Origin of the sequence: Rathayibacter caricis DSM 15933 (genome assembly GCF_003044275.1) — a bacterium.
Lineage (GTDB): Bacteria > Actinomycetota > Actinomycetes > Actinomycetales > Microbacteriaceae > Rathayibacter > Rathayibacter caricis.
Genome location: NZ_PZPL01000002.1, coordinates 142,990 through 162,160, shown reverse-complemented (window position 1 = coordinate 162,160; position 19,171 = coordinate 142,990). Strand labels below are relative to the sequence as shown.

The window sequence follows — 19,171 nt, the reverse complement described above, 5'->3', positions numbered from 1 at the left end:
CTGACCAGACGCCCGACCGAAGTGAACCTGGAGAGAACCTGCGGGTGACAGGAAACGGTAGGTTCCGCGCATGCGACTGTCGATACCACCGGCTCAGGCGAGCTGGCACCACACGGGAGCGAGAGCTGCTTTCGAGGTGACCTTCTTCAAGGACGTGAGCGCCGGCGGCCATCGATTGACCGGCCACACCACTGCACAAGAGTCCTCCGCGTTGTGGTCCGTCGGCTACGACGTAGCGGTGGACAGCTCATGGAGGACGGCCACGGTGTACGCAACCACTGTGACTCACAGTGGAAAGAGCGATCTGACTCTGACCCGCGGCTCCAGCGGAGGATGGACGGCGAACGGCGAGCCGCGACCCGATCTTGACGGGTGCGTCGACGTGGATTTCGAGTCGTCCGCGGTGACCAACACACTTCCTCTCCACCGTCTTCACTTCGTGAGGGGAGTCGGTGTCGACGTACCGGCGGCGTTCGTTCGAGCTGAAGACCTTCGCGTAGAACGTCTTGAACAGCGCTACACCCTGCTCGAGACGGGCCCGGAGCAAAGCCTGTTCCACTACGAGTCGTCGACTTTCGAGTTCGCATGTGATCTGCGTTTCGACAGCGCGGGGCTCATCATCGAGTACCCGGGAATCGCGTTCAGAGAAGGGTAGGCAAGAGCCTGGCGGAACACCACTTGTATCCGCGGAACCCTCGAGGCTGCAGCAGCTTGTGAGGTGGTCGGCCGACTACGGTTCACCGGTCCAGGCTGAGCCGTTCCGTGATCGCGTCAGACGCCGGCGCCGAGGTCAGCGAGGCCGGTCGAGAGGATGCCGGTGAGAAGGCGTGCGTGGTCACCGGTGGGGTCGAGGTCGGGGTCGAAGACGGTCACGGAGGCGCCGAGCGCTGCGGGAGCGAGGCGGCGGAGTAGGTCGATGAGCTGGCTTGCGTCCAGGCCGCCCGGGTCCGGGCTGTCGACCGCGGGCATGACCGTCGGGTCGAGGACGTCGACGTCGAGCTGGAGCCAGTATCCGGCTTCCGCGACCGAGCGCGCCCGCTCCGCTGTCGCTGCCGCTCCTTCGCTGATCGCCTGGCTCGCCGGGATCACGAGGCCGAGGTGCTGACGCGCGTCTGCCGCATGCTCGTCGTCGTTCCGGTGCCCGATGTGGACGGCGCGGGATGCGCGAAAGTAGGGTCCGGCGCCGTCGATGTCCGCGATCGACGGATTATGAAGCCCGATGGCGGCCGCGAGATCCTCACCGGCGACACTCGCGCAGTCCTCGCTTGTTCCGGGCCGGCGGAAGTCGGTGTGTCCGTCGACGTGCACGAGACCCGCTCGTCCACGTTTCGCGAGGGCAAGGCCGAGGCCGATGAGGATGCTGCAATCGCCGCCGAGGACGAGCGGAGTGCCGCCGCTGTCGAGAATCAGCGCAAGCCGATCCGCAAGAAGGCGAGCGTGCGCCGTCATCACCGCTTCGTTATGGACGATCCCGGTCGGCCGGATTGCGTCGTCGTCCAGGTAGCGTCCAGCGAGGACAACTCCCGCGTCCCGCGCTCCTCTGCTGAGAAAATACTCGTGGAGACCGGCGTCGCGGAACGCTTCCGGCGCCTTCCCCGCGCCCGGGACACTGCCTGGGGTAGAAGGGCGGAGCCCGAGATTGCTCGGCGCGGAGAGCAGCGTGATCACACTCTCAGCGTGGCAGAACGCACGCCGAGGAGGCGCAGAAGCCGTCCCTAGAGGAGACGTTCAACGCGACGTTTCTGGACTATTCTGCGATGGACACGGACGAGGACCGTCACCTCTTCGCCGCGATCGAGGAGTGCGGCCGCGGTGGCCGATCCGACATGTCCGTTTCCGCTGATCACAATAGACATCAAGCTCCCCGCTCGTCCTCAGAATCGTCCCTTCAGACGACTCCCTCACCGGCGATCCGTCACCGTGCCGGCTCTCGAATTCCAGCCGATTCGGATCTGCGAGGAGCGCCGGCCGCGGTACTGACGAGCGTCGTTCGCGGCACGCTAGCGGTGGCATCTCGTGGTGCGTGCTGGGACACTGGGCGCATGGATGTGGGGGCGCTCCGGAGACAGACGCCGGGATGCGCGAATCGAACGCACCTGAACAATGCAGGCGCCGCGCTGCTGTCCGAGACGACGCTGGAGGCCATGCAGGGCATGCTCCGGCTGGAGTCAGAGCTGGGCGGCTACGAGGCGGAGGACGCGGCCCGCGAGGCGATCGCAGGCACCTACGACAGCCTGGCGCAGCTCGTGGGCGGGACAGCCGAGGAGATCGCCCTGTTCGACAACTCCACCCATGCCTGGAACGCCGCCTTCTACTCGGTACCTCTCGGTCCCGGCGACCGGATACTGACGGCCGCCGACGAGTACGGCAGCGCCGTCCTGGCCTACTGGCAGGTTGCGCAGCGAACCGGAGCGGAATTGGTCGTAGTGCCGAACGACGAGAACGGCCAGATAGACCTCGAAGCTCTCGCTGACCTGATTGATGAGCGAACGAAGCTCATCGGCGTCACCTGGATCCCGACCAGCGGCGGTCTTGTCAACCCGGCGGCCGCGGTCGGCGCTATCGCCCGCGCGCACGACGTCCTCTTCCTCCTCGACGCCACGCAGGCCGTCGGCCAGCTCCCCATCGATGTCGAGGCACTGGGCTGCGACCTGCTGACCGGGACCGGCCGCAAGTTCCTCCGCGGACCCCGAGGGACCGGGTTCCTGTGGGCCGGCCCGCGGGCCGTGGAGCGACTGGATCCGAACGTGGTCGAGATCGGCTCCGCCGCCTGGGACGGCGGGACGGACTTCCGCTGGCGACCGGGTGCCGGCCGTTTCGAGACCTGGGAGAAAAGCTACGTCAACGTCGTCGGCCTCGGATCAGCCGTCGATCAAGCCCTCGAGCTCGGTCTCGACGCCATAGCCGAACGAGCGACAGGCCTCGGAGCGCTACTTCGCGACGGACTCGACGCTCTCCCTGGCGTTACGACGCACGACCTCGGTGCGCAGCGCTGCGCGATCGTCACCGCATCCATCGCCGGAGTCTCCGCGCAGGAGGCAAAGGACCGCCTAGCCGAGGAGCGCATCGCGGTGAGCACGACCGTCCCCGAGCACAACCAGTTCGACACCGTCCTGCGCGGCATCCATCCGCTCCTTCGCTTCTCGCCGCACTACTTCACCACCGAGGACGAGATCGACCGCACCCTCAACCACGTCAGACGCATCGCTGCCTGAGGAATTGGGCACCGCTCTAGCGGCGCGAGAGAACCGATCGCCAGCGGCCCGCCCGAACACGAGTCCCGTATGGGGATCATGAGGCGGTCAGCGTCCGACAGCATTCCTTGTGGGGATTGCGCTTCGAGCTAGTGCTACCCGACGCGACAGCTCGGGCTCGACCGCGACAACGTCAACGGGAGCACGATTCGGCTCGACAGGAGAGGCGTAGTCACGCAGAGTTCCGATTCGAGCGACCAGTGGTAGAAGGTCGCGGGAAGGGCCGTGACGGCGGCGCCGTAGCCGACATGATCCGGCCAGTCGGTGAGAACCTCTTGCGGTCCTGGTCCGCACGAGCAATCGTAATCGTGCAGGCCCCGACCGTGAGGAGAGCGCAGTGCCCGAGGTGGAACCCTTCCAGATCAATGTTCCCCCGGCCGAGGTCGACGACCTCCTCGACCGCTTGCGGCGGACGCGGTTCCCTGATCAGTTGCCGGGGGAGGTGGGAGCGAAGGGCGTCCCCGTGGAGTGGCTGCGATCAGCTGTCGCGGCATGGCAGGAACAGGACTGGGTCGCGGTCCAGGACCGACTCAACGCGCATCCGCAGATCGTCACGACGATCGACGGTCAGCGGATCCACGCGTTTCACATCCGGTCGACGCAGGAGACGCAATGCCCCTGCTGCTTCTGCACGGCTGGCCCGGCTCCTTCCTCGAGTTCGTCGACCTCATCGGTCCGCTCGTCAATCCGACCGCGCACGGCGGCGAGGCGGAGGACGCCTTCCACATCGTCATCCCGTCCCTACCCGGGCACGGCTTCTCCACTCCGCTGGCGGGAGGGGGTTGGACGGACCTGAGGATGGGCGCGGCCCTGGGCGAGCTGATGCTGCAGCTCGGCTACAAGCGCTTCGCGGTCCAGGGCGGTGACGCGGGCGCGTTCATCGGCCCACAATGCGGGCGAGCCCACCCCGATGCCGTTCTCGGGATCCACGTGAACGCCCTCGTCACCTTCCCCCGTCCTGACGACGACCCGGACGAGCTGACCGACGCGGAGAAGGAGCGGCTGCGCCGGCAGCAGCAGTTCCTCACCGAGATGAGCGGTTACCGGGAGCAGCAGCAGACCCGCCCGCAGACCCTCGCCTTCGCGCTGACCGACTCGCCGGCCGGTCAACTGGCCTGGATCGCGGAAAAGTTCACGGAATGGTCGGATCCGGCCCACGTCCTCACCGAGGTTCCGGCTTTCCTTCCCACGCTGCTCGCCGACGCGAGCATCTACTGGTTCACCGGCACCGCCGGCTCCTCGGCGAATCTTTACTGGGAAACAATGCACGACCCCGGAGCCTGGACAAAACCCGTCTCGGGCGTGCCCACCGCCGTCCTCGTCTCCCTCACCCAGGACGTCGCAATCCGCCGCTACGCCGAGCAGGAGAACCGGATCGTGCGCTGGACGGAAACCGAACGCGGAGGGCACTTCCTCGCGCTGGAAGCCCCCGACGTCTGGCTCCAGGACGTCCGCGAATTCTTCCGAGACCTGCGCTGACACCAGGGTTCCGATCCGGATTCGTCAACCGACCGTCCCGATGTACAGCAGCGTCAGCCCAGCAAACTTGCCCGTGGCGCCGAGGCGGGCGGCGACGTTGAGCGCACCGAACGCTGTGACAAAGCTTGTGCCGAACAGACCGGGTCGCTCGACACCGATCAGGGATTTCGTCGGTTGCGCCTGTCGACGGAGGGCGTGAGGCTGTTCGAGTGGGTGGAATCGCTGCTGTTCTCGTCATCGACATGCAGGTCGGTGTGCTCGGCGACTGCCATGACGCGCAGGGGGTGACAGCGCGGTGCGCGGCACTGGTTGATCGTGCTCGATCCGGTGGGGCTGTGGTGATCTGGATTCAGGACCACGACGATTTCCCGCCCGAGTCTTCGCCGTGGGAGCTGGTTGACGTGCTGCTGCCCGCTGCGAAGGAGGTTCGTGTGCGGAAGACCCGGCGCGACTCCTTCGTCGGGACCGACCTGGAGGGGATCCTCCGACGCCTGGGAGTGGAGCAGCTGGTGGTGTGCGGGGCGCAGACCGATTTCTGCGTCCAGACGACCACGTTCTCCGCCGCGGTGCGAGGGTTCGACGTGGTGCTCGTCAGTGACGCGCACACGACGGTCGCCGCGGAGCACGACGGTGTCGCCATCACCGCGCAGCAGATCATCGCTCACGCGAATGCGCAGTTCGCAGGCTTGCGATATCCCGGGCAGCGATTCGGTGTTGCGCCGCACGACCGCATCACGTTCTCCTCGCAGACGCTTCAGATCGCGACACCGGAGTAGTCGCAGGAGCACGTCGACCAGTGAAGGAGGCGCCATGCGCGCTGCGCGGTTTCCGCTCGTTCCCCCTCGCGCTGCGACAACCCACGACGCCGGCGAGCTCGTGCGGTTGCGCCATGCGATGTTTCAAGACATGGCGAGCACGGGTTCCGCAGCACGACCGCGGACGGTCGAGGCCACCGAGTGGTACGCCGCCGCGGAGCACGAGATCTCGGCCCGACTGGAGGACGGCTCCCTCGCCGCGTTCGTTCTCGACGATCCCCACTCTGGTTCGCCTCGACTGATCGGCTGCGCTATCGCCCACCTGACTAGGCGCTTACCCGGACCCGGCTTCCCGACGGGCCTCTCGGGTGAGCTCTCGAACGTCTATGTCGAAGTCCCTCACCGCGGAGTCGGGCACGGCAGAGAACTCGTCCGCGCCGCCCTGCGCTGGCTCGACGTCGCCGGCTGCGAGGTCACCGACCTTCATGCGACGCCGGACTCCGAACGGATCTACCGCGCCCTGGGCTTCGATCCTCCGGTATCACTGGCGATGCGACGACTCCACCCGGATCTCGTGTGCTAAGGGTGCGGTGACGGCCGGTAAGTCAGCTCGACAGTTCTCCCGTCGAGTGCGCGGGTGTCGAGCAGCTCGAGGTCGTAGTCGGCCAGTCCTGCGTAGATCGAGCTGACCCCTGTGCGGCCGGTGATGACGGGGAACACGGTCACCGCGATGCGGTCCACGAGCCCGGCGGCGAGGAGCGACCGGTTCAGGGTCAGGCTGGCTTGGGAGCGCAGCGGCAGGTCCGACGTCTCCTTGAGGCGTCCGATGACCTCCACCGCGTCACCCGACTCGATGGTCGCGTCAGGCCAGCCCAGCGTGTCGTGCAGCGTCGAGGACACGACGGTGGCGGGCATCGCGTGCAGCCGGCGGTTCCATTCGTCGAGGGCGTTCGGGTCGGTGCCGGCGGCGAAGATCTCCGCGACCTCGCGGAAGGTCGTCGCTCCGTAGACCATGCGCAGCGGCTGGGCGAAGAGGCCTACCCGCCACTCGAGCAGCTCGGGGCCCTGCCGCGACCAGTAGCCTCCCCAGTCCACGCCCTCCGGGCCCGTGTCGTAGGACCCGTATCCGTCGAGGGTGGCGAAGACGTCCCAGGTGTAGAGGGCGGTCATCGGCTGCTCGCGTCGTAGCGGAGCCGGACGAGCTCGGATCCGGGGAGCACGGCGGCGTCGAGGAGGGTGAGGCCGGGGTGCGGTTCTCCGGAGTAGAGGGGGGATCCGCCGCCGGCGAGTCCGGCTCCGACGAGGACGATCAGTTCGTCGACGAGGCCCTCCTCGAGGAGCGGGTTCCAGGTCGTTCCGCTTCCGAACATCAGGAGGTCGCGGTCGCCGCCCGACTTGAGCGCGCGGATCTCGGCGACCGCGTCCTCGCGCGGCACGGTCCGGGTCGTGGCGGCCCAGGGGGCGTCGGGATCGGGCGTGAGGGAGTCGCTGATGACGAGCGAGTCGAGGGTCATGACGAGGTGGGCGACCTCGCGGTCGCGGTCGTTCGCGGAGTTGTCGGCGGCGACGGCGCTCCAGCTGTCCCAGTTGTTCCGGAACCAGCGGCTCCCGTAGACGAGGGTGCCCGCCCGTCTCAGCAGCTCGAGGTTGTGGTCGTTGAACGCGTCCTCGAACGGGAGAGCCGAGAGGTCGTGCCCGGCACCCTCGTAGTAGCCGTCGAGGGAGGTGAGGACGGAGACGACGAGTCTGCTCATGACCCGACGCTACCGAGTCCGCCCCGTCCGGTTCCAGTGCCCGGATCAGCCTCCGTACTCGCGTGCGGAGCGTACCTGGATGCGCGGTTCGCCGATCCTGGTGAAGGCGACCGTCATCCATTCGCCCCAGGTGCCGTCCTCGCGGCGGATCTCCCATCGCGCCGTCATCGCGTCCGGAGCGGCGAAGGTCAGGGTCGCTCGAGCGCTCTCGTTCCCGCTGCGGTACGTTCCGTCCTCCTCGAACCGACCCGACGCGTGTTCGATGCTCCCGTCCGCGTCGAACGAGGTCTGGTCGAAGGTGCGCGGCGCGCCGGGGCGAGGGGTGAAGATCTCGAGTGCTTCCCTGCGGGCGCCGAGGATCTCGACGTCGACGCGGTGGACGAGGTGCCGCTCGCCCGGGAACCACTCGTAGACGTCCCAGCCGTGCCACCGCTCGCCGTTGTGCTCGCCGCCGTCGACGATCCGGCCCTCGGATCGCCACGTGCCGGTGAACCGGTCCAGAAGCCTGTGCAGTTCGCTCATCGACCCAGGATGCCCAGCGTCATCGTCGTCGGCAACGTCGGCGATGGACCCCGCGATGCCCCTCGGACAGGTGGCGCCCGATCCGGAGTACGTCGTAGCGTCGGTCCATGGCGATCGACGGCGGGATCGTGGTGAGGAACGCGGTCGCGAGCGATGCGCCGCGGCTGGGTGAGGTCTTCGATGCGGCGGTGCTCGACGGGTGGACGCACCTCGAGCGCATCGAGGAGATCGTGCCGATGTTCCCTCCGGAGTTCTGGGTCGAGGCCGTGGCCGAGACGGGTTCGTCGGACGTGCTGCTCGTGGCCGAGCTCGACGGCCTCGTCGTCGGATACTCCGGCACCCACGGTGACGACGGCGAGCTGTACGTCCTCTTCGTCCATCCTGCCGCCGGCAGGCGCGGAATCGGGCGGCTCCTGCTCGAGGCCGCGGAGGACGAGCTGCGCGCTCGGGGCCGGGACGAGGTGTTCCTGTGGACCCACGACGCCGACACCCGCGCTCAGCACGTGTACGCCGCCGCCAGGTACGCGCCGACCGGAGCGCGGCGGAAAGGCGAGATCCACGGCCGCCACTACGTCGAGGTCGAGCTGCGGAAGCCGCTGACCGCCTCGAACGCGTAGTCCTGACGTCGATGTCTGCTGGATCGCGGACGTGACGAGTTCCTACGATGCGTGCATGAGCATCGCGAAGCCTGACGTCGTCTCCGCGTCCGAGTGGGACGCCTCCGTGGCCGTCCTCCGGGAGCAGGAGGAGCGTCTGGCTGCCGTGCTCGAGGAGACCGCGGCGGCGCGCAAGCGGATGCCGATGGTCCTCGTCGAGGACGAGTACCTGTTCGAGGGCCCGGAGGGCGTCGTGCGGCTGATTGATCTGTTCGAGGGGCGCAGTCAGCTGATCCTCTACCGCTTCTTCTTCGAGGAGGGAGTCGCGGGCTGGCCCGACGCGGGGTGCGCGGGCTGCTCGTCCTGGGCCGACGGCGTCGGCGACCTCGGGCTCGTCCACGCGCACGACGTCACCTTCGCCATGGCGTCCCCCGCCGAGCAGCCGCAGCTCGCGGCGTACAAGACGCGCATGGGCTGGGACGACATGCCCTGGTACACGATCAGGACACCCTCCTTCACGAGCGACTTCGGGGCGACGGAGTGGTTCGCGCTCAACGTCTTCCTCCGCGACGGCGACAAGGTGTACCGCACGTACTTCCTCCAGAACGGAACCGTCGTCGGCGGCATCGGCAGCGTCAACAGCCTCCTCTCGCTCACGCCGTACGGCAGCCAGATGGAGGGCGAGGACGTTCCCGACGGGTGGCCGCAGGCGCCGCGCGCGTTCTGGATGCGCCGCCACGACGAGTACACGGAATCCGCCCCCTCCGCCGTCACCGGTTCCTCCGAGAGCTGAACCGGGCGGGAGATTCCGGCGCGGATCGACGGAGTCCCGCGAAGCCGACTCGGCCGGTCAGGGTTCGAGAGAGGCCAGGCCCTGCCCGGTACTCGGATCCCAGGGGATGGACTCGTGGTCGTGGACGATCCGCCATCGACCGTCGATCTTCTTCCAGACCAGCGTGGCACGCACCCACATGGAGACTTCGTCGCCCGATAGCAGGGTTCCGGTGACGTGGTAGAGGAACGCCGTCGCGCCGACGCTCCCGTCCACGTCGATCCGGAGGTCATGCACCTCGTAGCCGGGCCCGTCGGCGTAGCCATCGAACCAGGCCCGCGTCTGCTCCGCCACCTGATCCGATCCGCGGAGCCGCAAGGGAGGCAGGACGTTGAAGGCGAGGATCTCGGGGTCCTGCGCGTCGGCAAGGTACTGCGCATCGCGCGACGCGATCGCCTGCACCCGCTCGTCGATGAGAGTCCGGAGTTCCGCTGCCGCAGTGTTCTCAGTCACTTCTTCAGGGTGGCACCGGACGAGGCACGCGCCAAGAGGTGATCTATGGCGCTCCTTGGCCGTCACCACTCGTGCTCGCGGTCGCGCAGCTGCGTCGTCCGCGCAGAGATCCGAGCCGACCGACGTCCTTCCGGTCCGGGCCGACAGCGACGAGACTGGCGACATCGTCAGGTGACGCTCGAACGAAGGAGTTGCGGTGCCGGACCCGGTCGTGCACGTCGAGATCACGGGGCGCAGGCCCGACCTGCTGCGCGCGTTCTACTCAGCGATGTTCGGCTGGTCCGCGGAGCCGGGTGCCCCGGTCTCTCCGGCCGTGTCACAGTCCGATGCGTACGCCTTCAACTCGCCCGGTTCGGCTGCTGGCGCCGTACCCGTCGGCCTCGGCGGCGGAGAGGAATTCGTCTCCGCCGTGGTGTTCTACGTCGGCGTGGAGGACGTCGCAGAACGCCTGGCCCGCGCGGTCGAGCTCGGCGCGACGATCGTGGTCCAGCCGTCCGTTCGTCCCGATGGGGCGGTGGTCATCGCGCAGTTCGCGGATCCGCAGGGCAATGTCGTCGGTCTCGCGGGCCGCGCCTGACCGTCATCCTCTCGCCCACGGAGCAGTCGAGCAGTCTCAGCAGCACATGGAGGACTTCAAGGCCTTCGCCGAGCGGTGCGAAGACGTTCGCAACGACCAGCAGAACATGCGTGCCGCGACGGCAGTGGCGCATTCGCTGGCACGTCACCTCACCTGAGGTTCGCCCGCCGGATCCGCGGGCGGAAAGGCGGCCAGAGGGGGCTCAGCTGTGCGTCGTGTTCTCTCGGATCTCCTCGAGGCTGATCTCGGGCGCGCCGCCGGCGGCGGCCTCGGGGTCCATCCAGACGTAGTCCCAGTGGTGGCCGTCCGGGTCGTCGAAGCTCTTCGAGTACATGAAGCCGTGGTCCTGGGTGCCGGCGTCCGTCGCGCCCGCGGCGAGGGCCTTCTCGTGAACGGCGTCGACCTCGTCCTTGCTCTCGGCGCTGAGGGCGAGCTGCACCTCGGTCGAGGTGGTGGCGTCGATGATCGGCTTGCTGGTGAACTCGGCGAAGAACTCCCGCCTGAGCAGCATCGCGGTGATCGTGTCGCTGATCACCACGCTGACAGCGTTGTCGTCGCTGAAGCCCTCGTTGATGGAGTAGCCGAGCGACTCGAAGAAGGCCCGGGACCGTGCGAGATCGCTGACGGCCAGGTTGACGAAGATCGTGGTGGGCATCGGTGCGCCCTCTCATCCGGGGTGCCGGCGGCCCGCCGCCGCCGGTCGTCCCAGCATGATGATGAGCGATCGGCAATGGTGTCAAGCGACGGAGATGGTCTCCGCGGGTGGGGCGGAAGATCGCAGTCCTCATGATGAGCTCACCTTCGGTGGGGCACATCGTCACCTTTGCGCAGTGCGGCCTGCTCATGCGGATCGACGGAGCTGATCAGCCGTAGGCGTGCGGGGCGGGGCCTCTTCGGGTGAAGCCCAGCCCCGACTAGCCCCAGGCGACCACTCTCGATTCGTAGCCAGCACGGCGTCGAGTTTGGTTCCCGCCGAGAGTGGAAGTGGCAGGGTCGCCGCCAGTAGGACCTTTTACACCGCCGCGCCGGCCGGGAACGAGGAGTATCAGCCGTCGCTGTCAGAGGATCTCTAGATCCGAGAGAGGAACGTGCGGATGCGGTCGAGGGCGAGCTCCGTCGCGGCAGGGTCGTACGAGGGCAGCGAGTTGTCCGCGAAGAGGTGACTGTCGCCGCTGTAGGTGAAGACGTCAGCCTGGTCGGTGCCTCCTGTGGCCACCAGCTCGCGAGCCGCGTCGAGGTCTCCCTCGAAGGCGAAGAACTCGTCCTGATCCATGCCGTGGATCTGCACGGGAAGGCCGTCGGGCCACGGTCCGAAGGAGCCCTCGCCAGTCACCGGGAAGCACGCGTCGAAAAAGATAGCGCCCCGCGCCCCGGGTCGGCTCTGAGCGAGTCGCTGTGCATGCGAGACGCCCCAGGACATGCCCGCCAGGACGAGATGCTCCGGGAGAGCTTCCATCACGGCGTCAACCTGCTCGCGGACCCGGCGCGGGTCGAGAGACTTCATGTACGCGAAGCCGTCCTCCATGCGTTCGAAGACCTTCCCATGGAACAAGTCCGGGGTGTGCAGGACGTGACCGTCCTCCGAGAGCGCGTCCGCGAGAGCAGTGACTCCAGGAGTCAGGCCCTGAATGTGATGGAACAGAAGGATGTCGACCATGACGTTGCGCTCCATTCGTGGGAGAAAGTTCAGCTCTAGCAAGGTAGTTCGGTCAGGTCCCGCGCGAAGGAGATCGTGGCTACGGCTTCGTTGCAGGCCTTTACCCAATGCGCGCGCCGACACTCCCGCTTGACGCCGGCAGCGCGTAAGCGCTCGTCCGCATGGCCATTGTGCATCGCGAGGCTTGCGAGATGAACACAACTCGTGACGATGACGGCGCTCTTCATCGTCGATCAGGTACGGAGTCCGATCGGCGGAACGCGAAGTGTCTGATGAGGTCTCGACGAGGGATCACGTTCTCCGGCAAAGTACTTTTACGCGGCGTTCGCGTATCGGTGGCGAACGTGAGTGGCAGCACTCTCTCCGCTCAGGAGAGGCGAGCAGGACAGACCTTTTTTGTGGGGACGAGATGCGACTGACCTTCTACTTCCAGCCCGTCGAGGACCTCGGCGCGGCCGTCGAGCACTACCTGGGTCTGGGGTGGACGGAGGCGTGGCGCGAGGGCGAGCACACCGTCGCCGTCCAGATGCCCGACGTCGAGGTCCAGCTCATGCTCGATGACGCCGAGGACTGGGGCGGCGCCGGCCCCATGTACCTCGTCGAGAACCTCTCCGCCTGGCTCGCTGCGCACCCGGCATCACCGGCGGGCGCGATCACAGAGATACCCGGAGGTCGCGTGGCCGAGATCGCAGGTCCCGGACACGCGTACTACGTCTTCTCTATGGACGCTCCGGGGTGAGCGCACTCGCCACTCGCGTCCGGGCGTGGCGTCCGGTGCTCACTCGGCGGGGATGCGGCCCGCGGGGACCGCTGCGATCGCGTCGATCTCGACGAGGACCCCTGGCCTGGCGAAACCGGCGACCATGAGGACGGTGATCGCCGTGGGGTGCGCACCCCAGACGGGGCCGGTGGCCGCGAAGGCGGCCCGGACGTCGCTGCCCTCGAGGAGATGGATGGTGAGGCGGGCCACGTTCTCGGGGCTGGTCCCCGCGGCGTCGAGTACCGCGAGCACGTTGCGCATCGCCTGAGCGGTCTGCTCGGCGAGACCCGTCATTAGGGCCCCGGTGGAGTCGATGCCGTTCTGGCCGCCGACGTACACGGTGGCGCCGGACGGGACGAGGACTCCGTGGGCGAACGCCGGGTTCGCCGGCAGGCCCTCTGGGTTGACGAGGGTGGTGAGTTCCGTCATGTCATTCTCCTTCGTGTCGGTGTCGGTCGTAGTGGGCGCGGGCCTTGGCGCGACCGCCGCAGCGCTGCATGGAGCACCAGCGGCGGGATCCCGGTCGGGAGACGTCCAGGAAGATCAGACCGCAGTCGTCCGCCTGGCAGTGCCGCAGGCGATCGGAGTCGGCGGAGAAAGCGATGACCGCTTCCTGGGCGAGGGTGGCGAGCATCTGATCGGCGGTCGGAGCGGGAGGCTGCTCGGTGCCGCCGTCGAGGAGCGGACCGACAGCATGCGCCGACGCGTGGGCGTTGATCGTGTCGACCTGCGCCGGCTCCGGCCGAGAACCACCGGCGATCGCGCGGGCCGCGAAGGTGACCGCGGCGCGGAGCTCCCGGGCACGCTGGTACACCGGATCGCTCACGGGAGCGCCGGGCTCCTCGAATCGAGACGTCAACCAGGTCCCGAGGTCGGCTGGCGAGCGCAGCGATTCCCACTGCGGGTTCCCGTAGCCGAAGTCGCCCGTGTAGGCGAAGTCCAGCGCGAGGGATCCGGAGTCGAAGAACCAGCGGCGACCGTCCGATCCGGTCATCCACGTCCCCACAGGGGCAGCGGCACTACGCATCCGCGTCCTTACGCGAGGGTGCATGGATCATTCCCATGTAGCGGCCGCCCTCGGCGAGCTCATCGAGCATGACCGCGATGCGCCGCTCCCGCGTCGCGACCGCTTTCGCTCGGGAAATCCAGCCCAGGTAGTCGTTGCGCTGGTACGCGGGTCTCTGGTCGTACGCCGCCCTCACTCCGTGCTCGTCGAGGAGCGCAGCGATGTCGTCGGGGAGCGGATGGCGTGATCGGACCATGGAGACACCCTAACCACTAAGACCGGTTGTAACAACGGTGATGTTCTGCGTGAACGTCAGAGCACTCTCCCGCGTCACAGTGGTGGTCGCCCGGCTTCGCATTTCGCCCTGCCGGGCGCAGGGGAGGGCCATCTGAAGCGGTGCAGGCGTGGCAAGACGTCCACACCGACGCGGCGCTTAGCATGGCCATCGCCAACTCATGCACACCCCGGCCGATGCCACTCGACGGGTAGCGCCAGTGCATCGAAACTTCCTGAGCTGGTCGTGCCAGAGGACAGGCGCTGCCGCGCCTGGGTTGACTCCGACCCATAGAAGGGTCCCCGGTCTTCCCCGTGCCGGGGGCGCGAGCTCCGCCCGCGCAGCGGCGACGGAGCACCGCCAGGAGGAAGCCGCTACGCGGCTCGTTTTCTGGTTTTCTTCACCTCTCCGCGGTCTCAACCTATTTCGCTCCACCGGCTCCGTGCCACCCATTCCGGACGCGGTCGCTGCGCTCCCTTATTTCGCCCGGAATGGGCGTCACTACGCCGCCTCCACTCAAACGGTTCTTCCCGCCGGAGAGGCAAAGAAAAACGATCAGCCAGAGGGAGCACCCACACCATGCAGACCGCCACCGATACCGGCCGCGCCACGGCCGAACAGCTCGCGCTCATCCTCGACACCCGCCGCGCGGAGTCCGACGACGACGCTACCGCCACGGACGCCGAGATCCTCGCGCACATCCGTAATACGCTCACCCTTCCCGGCGAAGGGGCCCCGGGCGGATTCCCCGTCACCGACGACGGCACCGCCTTCGCCGCCGCGCTGATCGCGTTCCTCACTCCCGCCGAGAAGCAGGACACCGGCGCTGCCTTGGCCGCTTTCCTCACCCCGACCTCGGAGACGGTGGACGAGCGTGCGGCGCGCATCGAGTCGAACCGGCGGGCGGATGAGGGGTGGCAGGCGCTCTCCCCGGCGGAGCAGGCCGCGCAGATCGCGGCCGTCGAGCGGGTGGAGAACCCCGGCGGGCCGTGCGACTGCGCCAACTGCTACGAGCCCGCCGATCGGTAGCCGCGCGGTGCGGGCCGGCCTGCGGGCCGGCCCGTGAGGGGCGACCCCCTCACACTCTTCAATGGTCTCGGCCGGCCCGGTGCCGGCTGTCAGGCTGGTTCTGGCTCGCTCGGGCGTGACTCATCACACTCTTGACCGCAGTGTCTTGCTGGGGACCTGTCCGTCCGAGCGAGCCTGAACCGGTGTGACGCTGCGATGGCTTGATAGAAGGTTGTCCGCGACTTCGGTCGCGTGACTCGTTAGAGAGATGCCTCCGCGGCGCATCCCACCTGGATGACCCTTGAGGAGAAGAGGCCGCATGATCGTCGCCCACCACTACGACCACGTCGTCGGAGTCGACACCCACGCCCGCACGCATACCTACGCAGTAGTCGCGACCAAAACCGGCGAGATCCTCGGAACGAAGGCGTTTCCAGTTACGACGGCGGCGATCGACCGAGCGATCGCCTGGGTGCGAGGCGTTGCTCGCGGGTCGGTTCTGTTCGCGATGGAGGGCACGGGCTCCTACGGTGCATCGTTGGGTCGGGCGCTTCAGCGCGACGGGATCGTGTTCTGCGAGGTCCGTCCGCCTAAGAAGTCGAGCCGCGTCCGCGGCAAGACTGATGAGATCGACGCGATCGCTGCCGCGACCTCGGCGATGGGAATCGAGCTCGACTCGCTGACTCGACCGAAAGCCGACGGGCTGCGCAACGCTCTCCGGGTGACGCTCGACGTCCGCCGCGACATGGAGATCCGCCGCACGAGTGCACGAAACCAGCTCAACGCGCTGGTCCGCACCACAGACTTCGGGCTCGACACGAGGCGAGCGCTCGCTGATCGTGGTGTGCAGCGACTCGTGGATCTCGACGCTCAGTGTTCTGACGTTGCGGAGCGCATCATCCGAGCAGAAGCGGTCCGGCTCGCGTCGACGGTGATCGAACTCGGTCGACAGATGCGTGAGAACCGCGAGGCGCTGGCCGAGCTCGTCGAGCTGCTCGCACCCGGATTGCAACAGATCTATGGTGTCGGCCCAGTCACCGCTGCTGCCGCGGTTGCGGCGTACTCGCACCCTGGTCGGGTGCGGAGTGAGGCCGCCTTCGCATCCCTTGCGGGAGTGAACCCCATCCCGGCGTCGTCCGGGAACACGACTCGGCATCGGCTGAATCGAGGTGGCGACCGGCAACTGAATCGTGCGCTCGATGTGATCGCCCGAGTGCGCATGGTGTCGGAAGCGCGCACCCGCGCCTACGTTGACCGACGCATATCTGAAGGACGGACCAGTCGTGAGATTCGACGATGCGTGAAGCGCTATATCGCCCGCGAGATCTTCAAGGCACTGGAGCTGCGGATGGGCACGGCGCTGGCCGTGGTGTGACTTGGCGGCAGGTCGAGCGGGTGCCGCCAGGAGGGACGACACCCGCTCGCATGGCTTGAATCAGATCAGCTCGAGGTGCGGCCCGCGGTGGACGGCGAGGTAGGCGCGGTTGCGGAGCGCGTTGGCCTCTTCATCCGTGAGCGTCCGGTCGAGCGGGCGGAGCGTGATGCGGATGAGCGCATTGAGCTGCCCTGGCCGGATCCCGAGTCGCTTCTGAGCGCCTTCGGGTAGGAGCTCACTGGCTGTCGTGGCGAGGACTTGCACGCTCTCGATCGAGGTGGCATCGATCCCGAGAGCGGCGCGGATCCGGTCACCGATGGTCTCCTTGTCGTCGTCGCGGTTCACGACGACCGAGATGTCTCGGCTCACAGCGGGCATGGACGAGACCGGACGCCAGGACCGAAGATCGACCATCTGCTCTTCGATGCGCGGATCGGTTGAACGCAGGAGACGGATGTCATCGATCCGCTTTCGCAGCATGAGCGCGCGATCCAGCCCCATCCCGAGAGCAAGCCCTGACCAGACGGACGGGTCGAGACCCGATCGCAGGAGGAGCCCGGGTTCGATCAGTCCGCACTCGGCCAGTTCGAGCCAATCGCCTTCAACCTGGACGTCGAGTTGGTAGCCGCCGGTCGTGTACGGGTGCACCGCAGGAACTGCCCGCCATCGTGCGCCCGGAAGTACCGCGTCGACCAGAGCGCTGAGCATGCCATCGAGGTCGTCCTTGCCCATCCGTGCACCGTTCGACACGCGCCACAGGTCGACCTGGTGCGGCTCGCCGACGTGTGTGCGGTCGATGGAGTCCCGGCGGTAGACGAGGCCGGGGAGGACGTAGAGGCGATCGTGATCACCGCCGGAGTCTCCGCCGGCGAGAGCCCGGAGGAGGGGCGGGATCATCGCGGACGTGTGGGTGCGGAGCATCACGGTGTCGCTGACGTACCGCGAGTACCGCTGGTCGCGAGTGACCGCGGAGGCGTCGAAGCCGAGGCGGTCGTAGTTGTCCTCGACTGCGACCAGGGGATTCGAGCGCACCGTCGTGGCGGGCACACCCCAGGTCTCCGTGAGCGAAACGGTGACGGCATCAAGGAGGAGTTGCAGGGCGTGCTCGCCTTGTGCGGGATCGCTTAGGTCTCGGAGAGCGAGCGAGGTGCCGAGGTCATCGGCGGAGAGATAGGAAGGCATGACAGTCCATTTCGAGTCGGAGTGAAGGGGAGACCCCTCGACCGACCCGACGCACGGACTGATCTACGCGCGCACGCCCAGCCCCGAACGACCGGTGACCGGTCGAGGGCTGAGAAATCGCAGCGTCAGATGCATGTCGTTCACTCTACTTCCGGCGCCCGCCGGGATGGCAAGACTCCGCTCCAAACTCCTCCGAAGCGCCTACTGCTGCCGACTGAGCGCGACCCACCGCTTGACGTTGATCCATAGAAGGGTCCCCGGCATCCCCGTTCCGGGGGCGCGAGCTCCGCCCGCGCAGCGGCGACGGAGCACCGCCAAAAGGAAGCCGCGATGCGGCCCGATCACCCGTTTTCCTCACCGGCTACGCGACACCGGATGCTATCCGGCGGATGGGGGAGTCCCGCCTTGCCCGATGGCTTCGCTCGCAGGGCTGCCGAACTGCGGTTGCGACAGCCTCCGCCGCGGTCGCTGCGGCGAAGAGCCAGCAGACCGTTCTCCCGGGCCAGGCGATCGCATCCGAGCTCGCGCGTCGCCTCGCGCACGACGTCATCGCGCTCGAGGCGCGCATCGCGGAGATCGATCAGCTCATCGCCGCCCGTGTCGAGACGAGTCGTGCCGCCGAGCTCCTGCAGTCCATGCCCGGCTTCGGACCCCTGCTCGCGGCCGAGTTCCTCGCGTCAACCGGCCCCGACCTCAGCGCCTACGTCAGCGCTGATCGGCTCGCCGGTGTCGCGGGCCTCGCGCCAGCACCACGCGACTCGGGACGGATCAGCAGCAATCATCATCGACCTCGCCGCTACGACCGGCGCCTGTTGCGCGCCTGCTATCTCGCAGCGATGGTCAGCGTCCAGCAGAAGACCGAATCGAAAGTGTTCTACGACCGGAAGCGGGCTGAGGGGAAGTCGCACAAGCAAGCCATCCTCGCGCTCGCTCGCCGTCGTCTCGACGTCATCTGGGCCATGTTTCGAGACGACCGCAGCTACACGCCTCCAGCACCCTTTGGGTGTGAGTTTGAGGGAACTGCAACTACGCGTGCGACCCCAAAGGAACCTCAAACGGTGGACTCGGCTAGGACCGAGTTCGCTGCTGCCTGACTGATACGAGGTGAGCCAAAGGCCCTTGGCCTGTCAGCCTTCGGGCAGCTCCCAACCATTCGCTCGACAGGAGCTAGCGAACGCCGCGCTGGCCGTCTGGAACGCCTCGTCGTCGCCACCCTCAAGGGCCGTCTCCATGGCGGTCACCGCTTCCGTCAACTCGTCGGGGTCCTCCGCGCTCAGCGACTCAGACATCGTCCGCAGCAGCTGCTCACGGCGACCCTCTTGCTGTCCTGCGCTGCCTTCGCTTACCCAGGAGGAGTGGTTGCTACACGCATCCGTGGCTGATGTGGTGAGCCCGCCCGAGCAGGCCGAGAGAGCAATCAACATCGCCGCAACCGGCGCGAGTGTCAGTCCCCTGACGAGGAGGCCTCGGCGGACGAGAGATCGACTCGTGGAGACCTCTTCGCGCATGCATTGAGGCTACTGCTGGCGCGGCCGGACGGAGCCGGCCGGAGGAGCCTGCGGCGCTGTTGACAACCTGATTGAGATTCTTCACCTCTCCGCGGTTTCAATCTATCTCGCTCCGTCGGCTACGTGCCGCCTATTCCGGACGCGGTCGCAAGCTCCCTTATTTCGCCCGGAATAGGCGT

General features: G+C 67.4%; 24 protein-coding genes and 1 pseudogene. 13 read left to right on the top strand and 12 right to left on the bottom strand.

Translation table 11 applies throughout. The features are described 5' to 3' along the window. Positions 1-70: 70 nt before the first annotated feature. Positions 71-655 (top strand): putative glycolipid-binding domain-containing protein, encoded by a 585-nt coding sequence (locus C1I63_RS18770; protein WP_107576083.1) that lies wholly within the window; start codon positions 71-73, stop codon positions 653-655. Positions 656-771: 116 nt separating this feature from the next. Here C1I63_RS18770 and C1I63_RS18765 read toward each other — a convergent pair whose 3' ends face one another. Then, a complete protein-coding gene (locus C1I63_RS18765; RefSeq protein WP_107576082.1) occupies positions 772-1,668 on the bottom strand; it encodes an arginase family protein in 897 nt (298 codons plus the stop codon). Positions 1,669-1,757: 89 nt separating this feature from the next. On the opposite strand from C1I63_RS18765, the gene C1I63_RS18755 reads away from it, so the two are divergent. From C1I63_RS18755 to C1I63_RS19870, 5 genes and pseudogenes are all read left to right on the top strand, one after another. Next, positions 1,758-3,215 (top strand): aminotransferase class V-fold PLP-dependent enzyme, encoded by a 1,458-nt coding sequence (locus C1I63_RS18755; protein ID WP_244907278.1) that lies wholly within the window; start codon positions 1,758-1,760, stop codon positions 3,213-3,215. 376 nt (positions 3,216-3,591) lie between these two features. Further along, positions 3,592-3,854, top strand: a pseudogene (locus tag C1I63_RS20210) (epoxide hydrolase N-terminal domain-containing protein); the annotation flags it as partial. A 12-nt stretch (positions 3,855-3,866) separates the two neighbouring features. Further along, complete coding sequence (locus C1I63_RS18750; RefSeq protein ID WP_244907276.1) at positions 3,867-4,733, top strand: alpha/beta fold hydrolase; 867 nt, start codon at positions 3,867-3,869, stop codon at positions 4,731-4,733. 209 nt (positions 4,734-4,942) lie between these two features. Further along, complete coding sequence (locus C1I63_RS18745) at positions 4,943-5,509, top strand: cysteine hydrolase family protein (RefSeq protein WP_236553721.1); 567 nt, start codon at positions 4,943-4,945, stop codon at positions 5,507-5,509. A gap of 130 nt (positions 5,510-5,639) precedes the next feature. Continuing rightward, positions 5,640-6,071, top strand: a complete 432-nt coding sequence (locus C1I63_RS19870) for a GNAT family N-acetyltransferase (RefSeq protein WP_159989458.1) — start codon at positions 5,640-5,642, stop codon at positions 6,069-6,071. Here C1I63_RS19870 and C1I63_RS18735 read toward each other — a convergent pair. The 3 genes from C1I63_RS18735 to C1I63_RS18725 are packed head-to-tail and all read right to left on the bottom strand — an operon-like array spanning position 6,068 to position 7,764. Beyond that, entirely contained in the window at positions 6,068-6,658 is a 591-nt protein-coding gene (locus C1I63_RS18735) for a dihydrofolate reductase family protein (RefSeq protein ID WP_107576079.1), read from the bottom strand. The two genes, C1I63_RS19870 and C1I63_RS18735, sit on opposite strands and share 4 nt — an antisense overlap. Beyond that, positions 6,655-7,242 (bottom strand): dihydrofolate reductase family protein, encoded by a 588-nt coding sequence (locus C1I63_RS18730; protein WP_107576078.1) that lies wholly within the window; start codon positions 7,240-7,242, stop codon positions 6,655-6,657. The genes C1I63_RS18735 and C1I63_RS18730 overlap by 4 nt, the downstream gene beginning before the upstream one ends. Positions 7,243-7,287: 45 nt before the next feature. Further along, positions 7,288-7,764 (bottom strand): hypothetical protein, encoded by a 477-nt coding sequence (locus C1I63_RS18725; protein ID WP_107576077.1) that lies wholly within the window; start codon positions 7,762-7,764, stop codon positions 7,288-7,290. Between the two features lie 107 nt (positions 7,765-7,871). Here C1I63_RS18725 and C1I63_RS18720 point away from each other — a divergent pair, with 107 nt between their 5' ends. Both C1I63_RS18720 and C1I63_RS18715 read left to right on the top strand, forming a co-directional pair. Beyond that, entirely contained in the window at positions 7,872-8,381 is a 510-nt protein-coding gene (locus tag C1I63_RS18720) for a GNAT family N-acetyltransferase (protein ID WP_107576076.1), read from the top strand. Positions 8,382-8,436: 55 nt separating this feature from the next. After that, complete coding sequence (locus tag C1I63_RS18715; protein WP_211315692.1) at positions 8,437-9,153, top strand: DUF899 family protein; 717 nt, start codon at positions 8,437-8,439, stop codon at positions 9,151-9,153. A gap of 57 nt (positions 9,154-9,210) precedes the next feature. Here C1I63_RS18715 and C1I63_RS18710 read toward each other — a convergent pair whose 3' ends face one another. Beyond that, positions 9,211-9,711 carry a YybH family protein gene (locus tag C1I63_RS18710; RefSeq protein ID WP_159989457.1) on the bottom strand — a complete coding sequence of 167 codons (501 nt, stop codon included), beginning with the start codon at positions 9,709-9,711 and terminating at the stop codon, positions 9,211-9,213. A gap of 130 nt (positions 9,712-9,841) precedes the next feature. On the opposite strand from C1I63_RS18710, the gene C1I63_RS18705 reads away from it, so the two are divergent. After that, positions 9,842-10,222, top strand: coding sequence for a VOC family protein (locus C1I63_RS18705; protein WP_107576074.1), 381 nt, complete (start codon positions 9,842-9,844; stop codon positions 10,220-10,222). A 202-nt stretch (positions 10,223-10,424) separates the two neighbouring features. Here the strand turns inward: C1I63_RS18705 and C1I63_RS18695 are convergent, their stop codons facing one another. Together C1I63_RS18695 and C1I63_RS18690 are read right to left on the bottom strand one after the other, a co-directional pair. Beyond that, complete coding sequence (locus C1I63_RS18695) at positions 10,425-10,877, bottom strand: VOC family protein (protein ID WP_107576072.1); 453 nt, start codon at positions 10,875-10,877, stop codon at positions 10,425-10,427. 414 nt (positions 10,878-11,291) lie between these two features. After that, positions 11,292-11,921 (bottom strand): dienelactone hydrolase family protein, encoded by a 630-nt coding sequence (locus C1I63_RS18690; RefSeq protein ID WP_244907273.1) that lies wholly within the window; start codon positions 11,919-11,921, stop codon positions 11,292-11,294. 367 nt (positions 11,922-12,288) lie between these two features. Between C1I63_RS18690 and C1I63_RS18680 the strand changes: the two genes are divergently transcribed. Next, on the top strand, positions 12,289-12,618 hold the full coding sequence (locus tag C1I63_RS18680; RefSeq protein WP_107576071.1) for a hypothetical protein: 330 nt from the start codon (positions 12,289-12,291) through the stop codon (positions 12,616-12,618). Positions 12,619-12,657: 39 nt separating this feature from the next. On the opposite strand, the gene C1I63_RS18675 is transcribed toward C1I63_RS18680, so the two are convergent. From C1I63_RS18675 to C1I63_RS18665, 3 genes are read right to left on the bottom strand one after another with little or no spacing between them, the layout of a single operon-like run. Next, positions 12,658-13,068 (bottom strand): RidA family protein, encoded by a 411-nt coding sequence (locus C1I63_RS18675; protein ID WP_107576070.1) that lies wholly within the window; start codon positions 13,066-13,068, stop codon positions 12,658-12,660. A gap of 1 nt (position 13,069) precedes the next feature. Then, positions 13,070-13,633: a CGNR zinc finger domain-containing protein gene (locus tag C1I63_RS18670; protein WP_107576069.1), complete on the bottom strand. Its 564-nt coding sequence runs from the start codon at positions 13,631-13,633 to the stop codon at positions 13,070-13,072. A 25-nt stretch (positions 13,634-13,658) separates the two neighbouring features. Next, entirely contained in the window at positions 13,659-13,901 is a 243-nt protein-coding gene (locus C1I63_RS18665; RefSeq protein WP_107576068.1) for a YdeI/OmpD-associated family protein, read from the bottom strand. Positions 13,902-14,498: 597 nt separating this feature from the next. Here C1I63_RS18665 and C1I63_RS18660 point away from each other — a divergent pair. Together C1I63_RS18660 and C1I63_RS18655 are read left to right on the top strand one after the other, a co-directional pair. Beyond that, positions 14,499-14,948, top strand: a complete 450-nt coding sequence (locus tag C1I63_RS18660) for a hypothetical protein (protein WP_107576067.1) — start codon at positions 14,499-14,501, stop codon at positions 14,946-14,948. Between the two features lie 298 nt (positions 14,949-15,246). After that, the gene (locus C1I63_RS18655; RefSeq protein WP_107576066.1) at positions 15,247-16,302 is read left to right on the top strand and encodes an IS110 family RNA-guided transposase; all 1,056 of its coding nucleotides are present in this window, start codon (positions 15,247-15,249) and stop codon (positions 16,300-16,302) included. Positions 16,303-16,362: 60 nt separating this feature from the next. Here the strand turns inward: C1I63_RS18655 and srmL are convergent, their stop codons facing one another. Further along, positions 16,363-17,484 (bottom strand): PheS-related mystery ligase SrmL, encoded by a 1,122-nt coding sequence (gene srmL, locus C1I63_RS18650; protein ID WP_107576065.1) that lies wholly within the window; start codon positions 17,482-17,484, stop codon positions 16,363-16,365. 389 nt (positions 17,485-17,873) lie between these two features. On the opposite strand from srmL, the gene C1I63_RS18645 reads away from it, so the two are divergent. Then, positions 17,874-18,578, top strand: a complete 705-nt coding sequence (locus C1I63_RS18645; protein WP_107576064.1) for a transposase — start codon at positions 17,874-17,876, stop codon at positions 18,576-18,578. A 33-nt stretch (positions 18,579-18,611) separates the two neighbouring features. On the opposite strand, the gene C1I63_RS19555 is transcribed toward C1I63_RS18645, so the two are convergent. Beyond that, positions 18,612-18,992: a hypothetical protein gene (locus C1I63_RS19555; protein WP_146168500.1), complete on the bottom strand. Its 381-nt coding sequence runs from the start codon at positions 18,990-18,992 to the stop codon at positions 18,612-18,614. Positions 18,993-19,171: the final 179 nt, after the last annotated feature.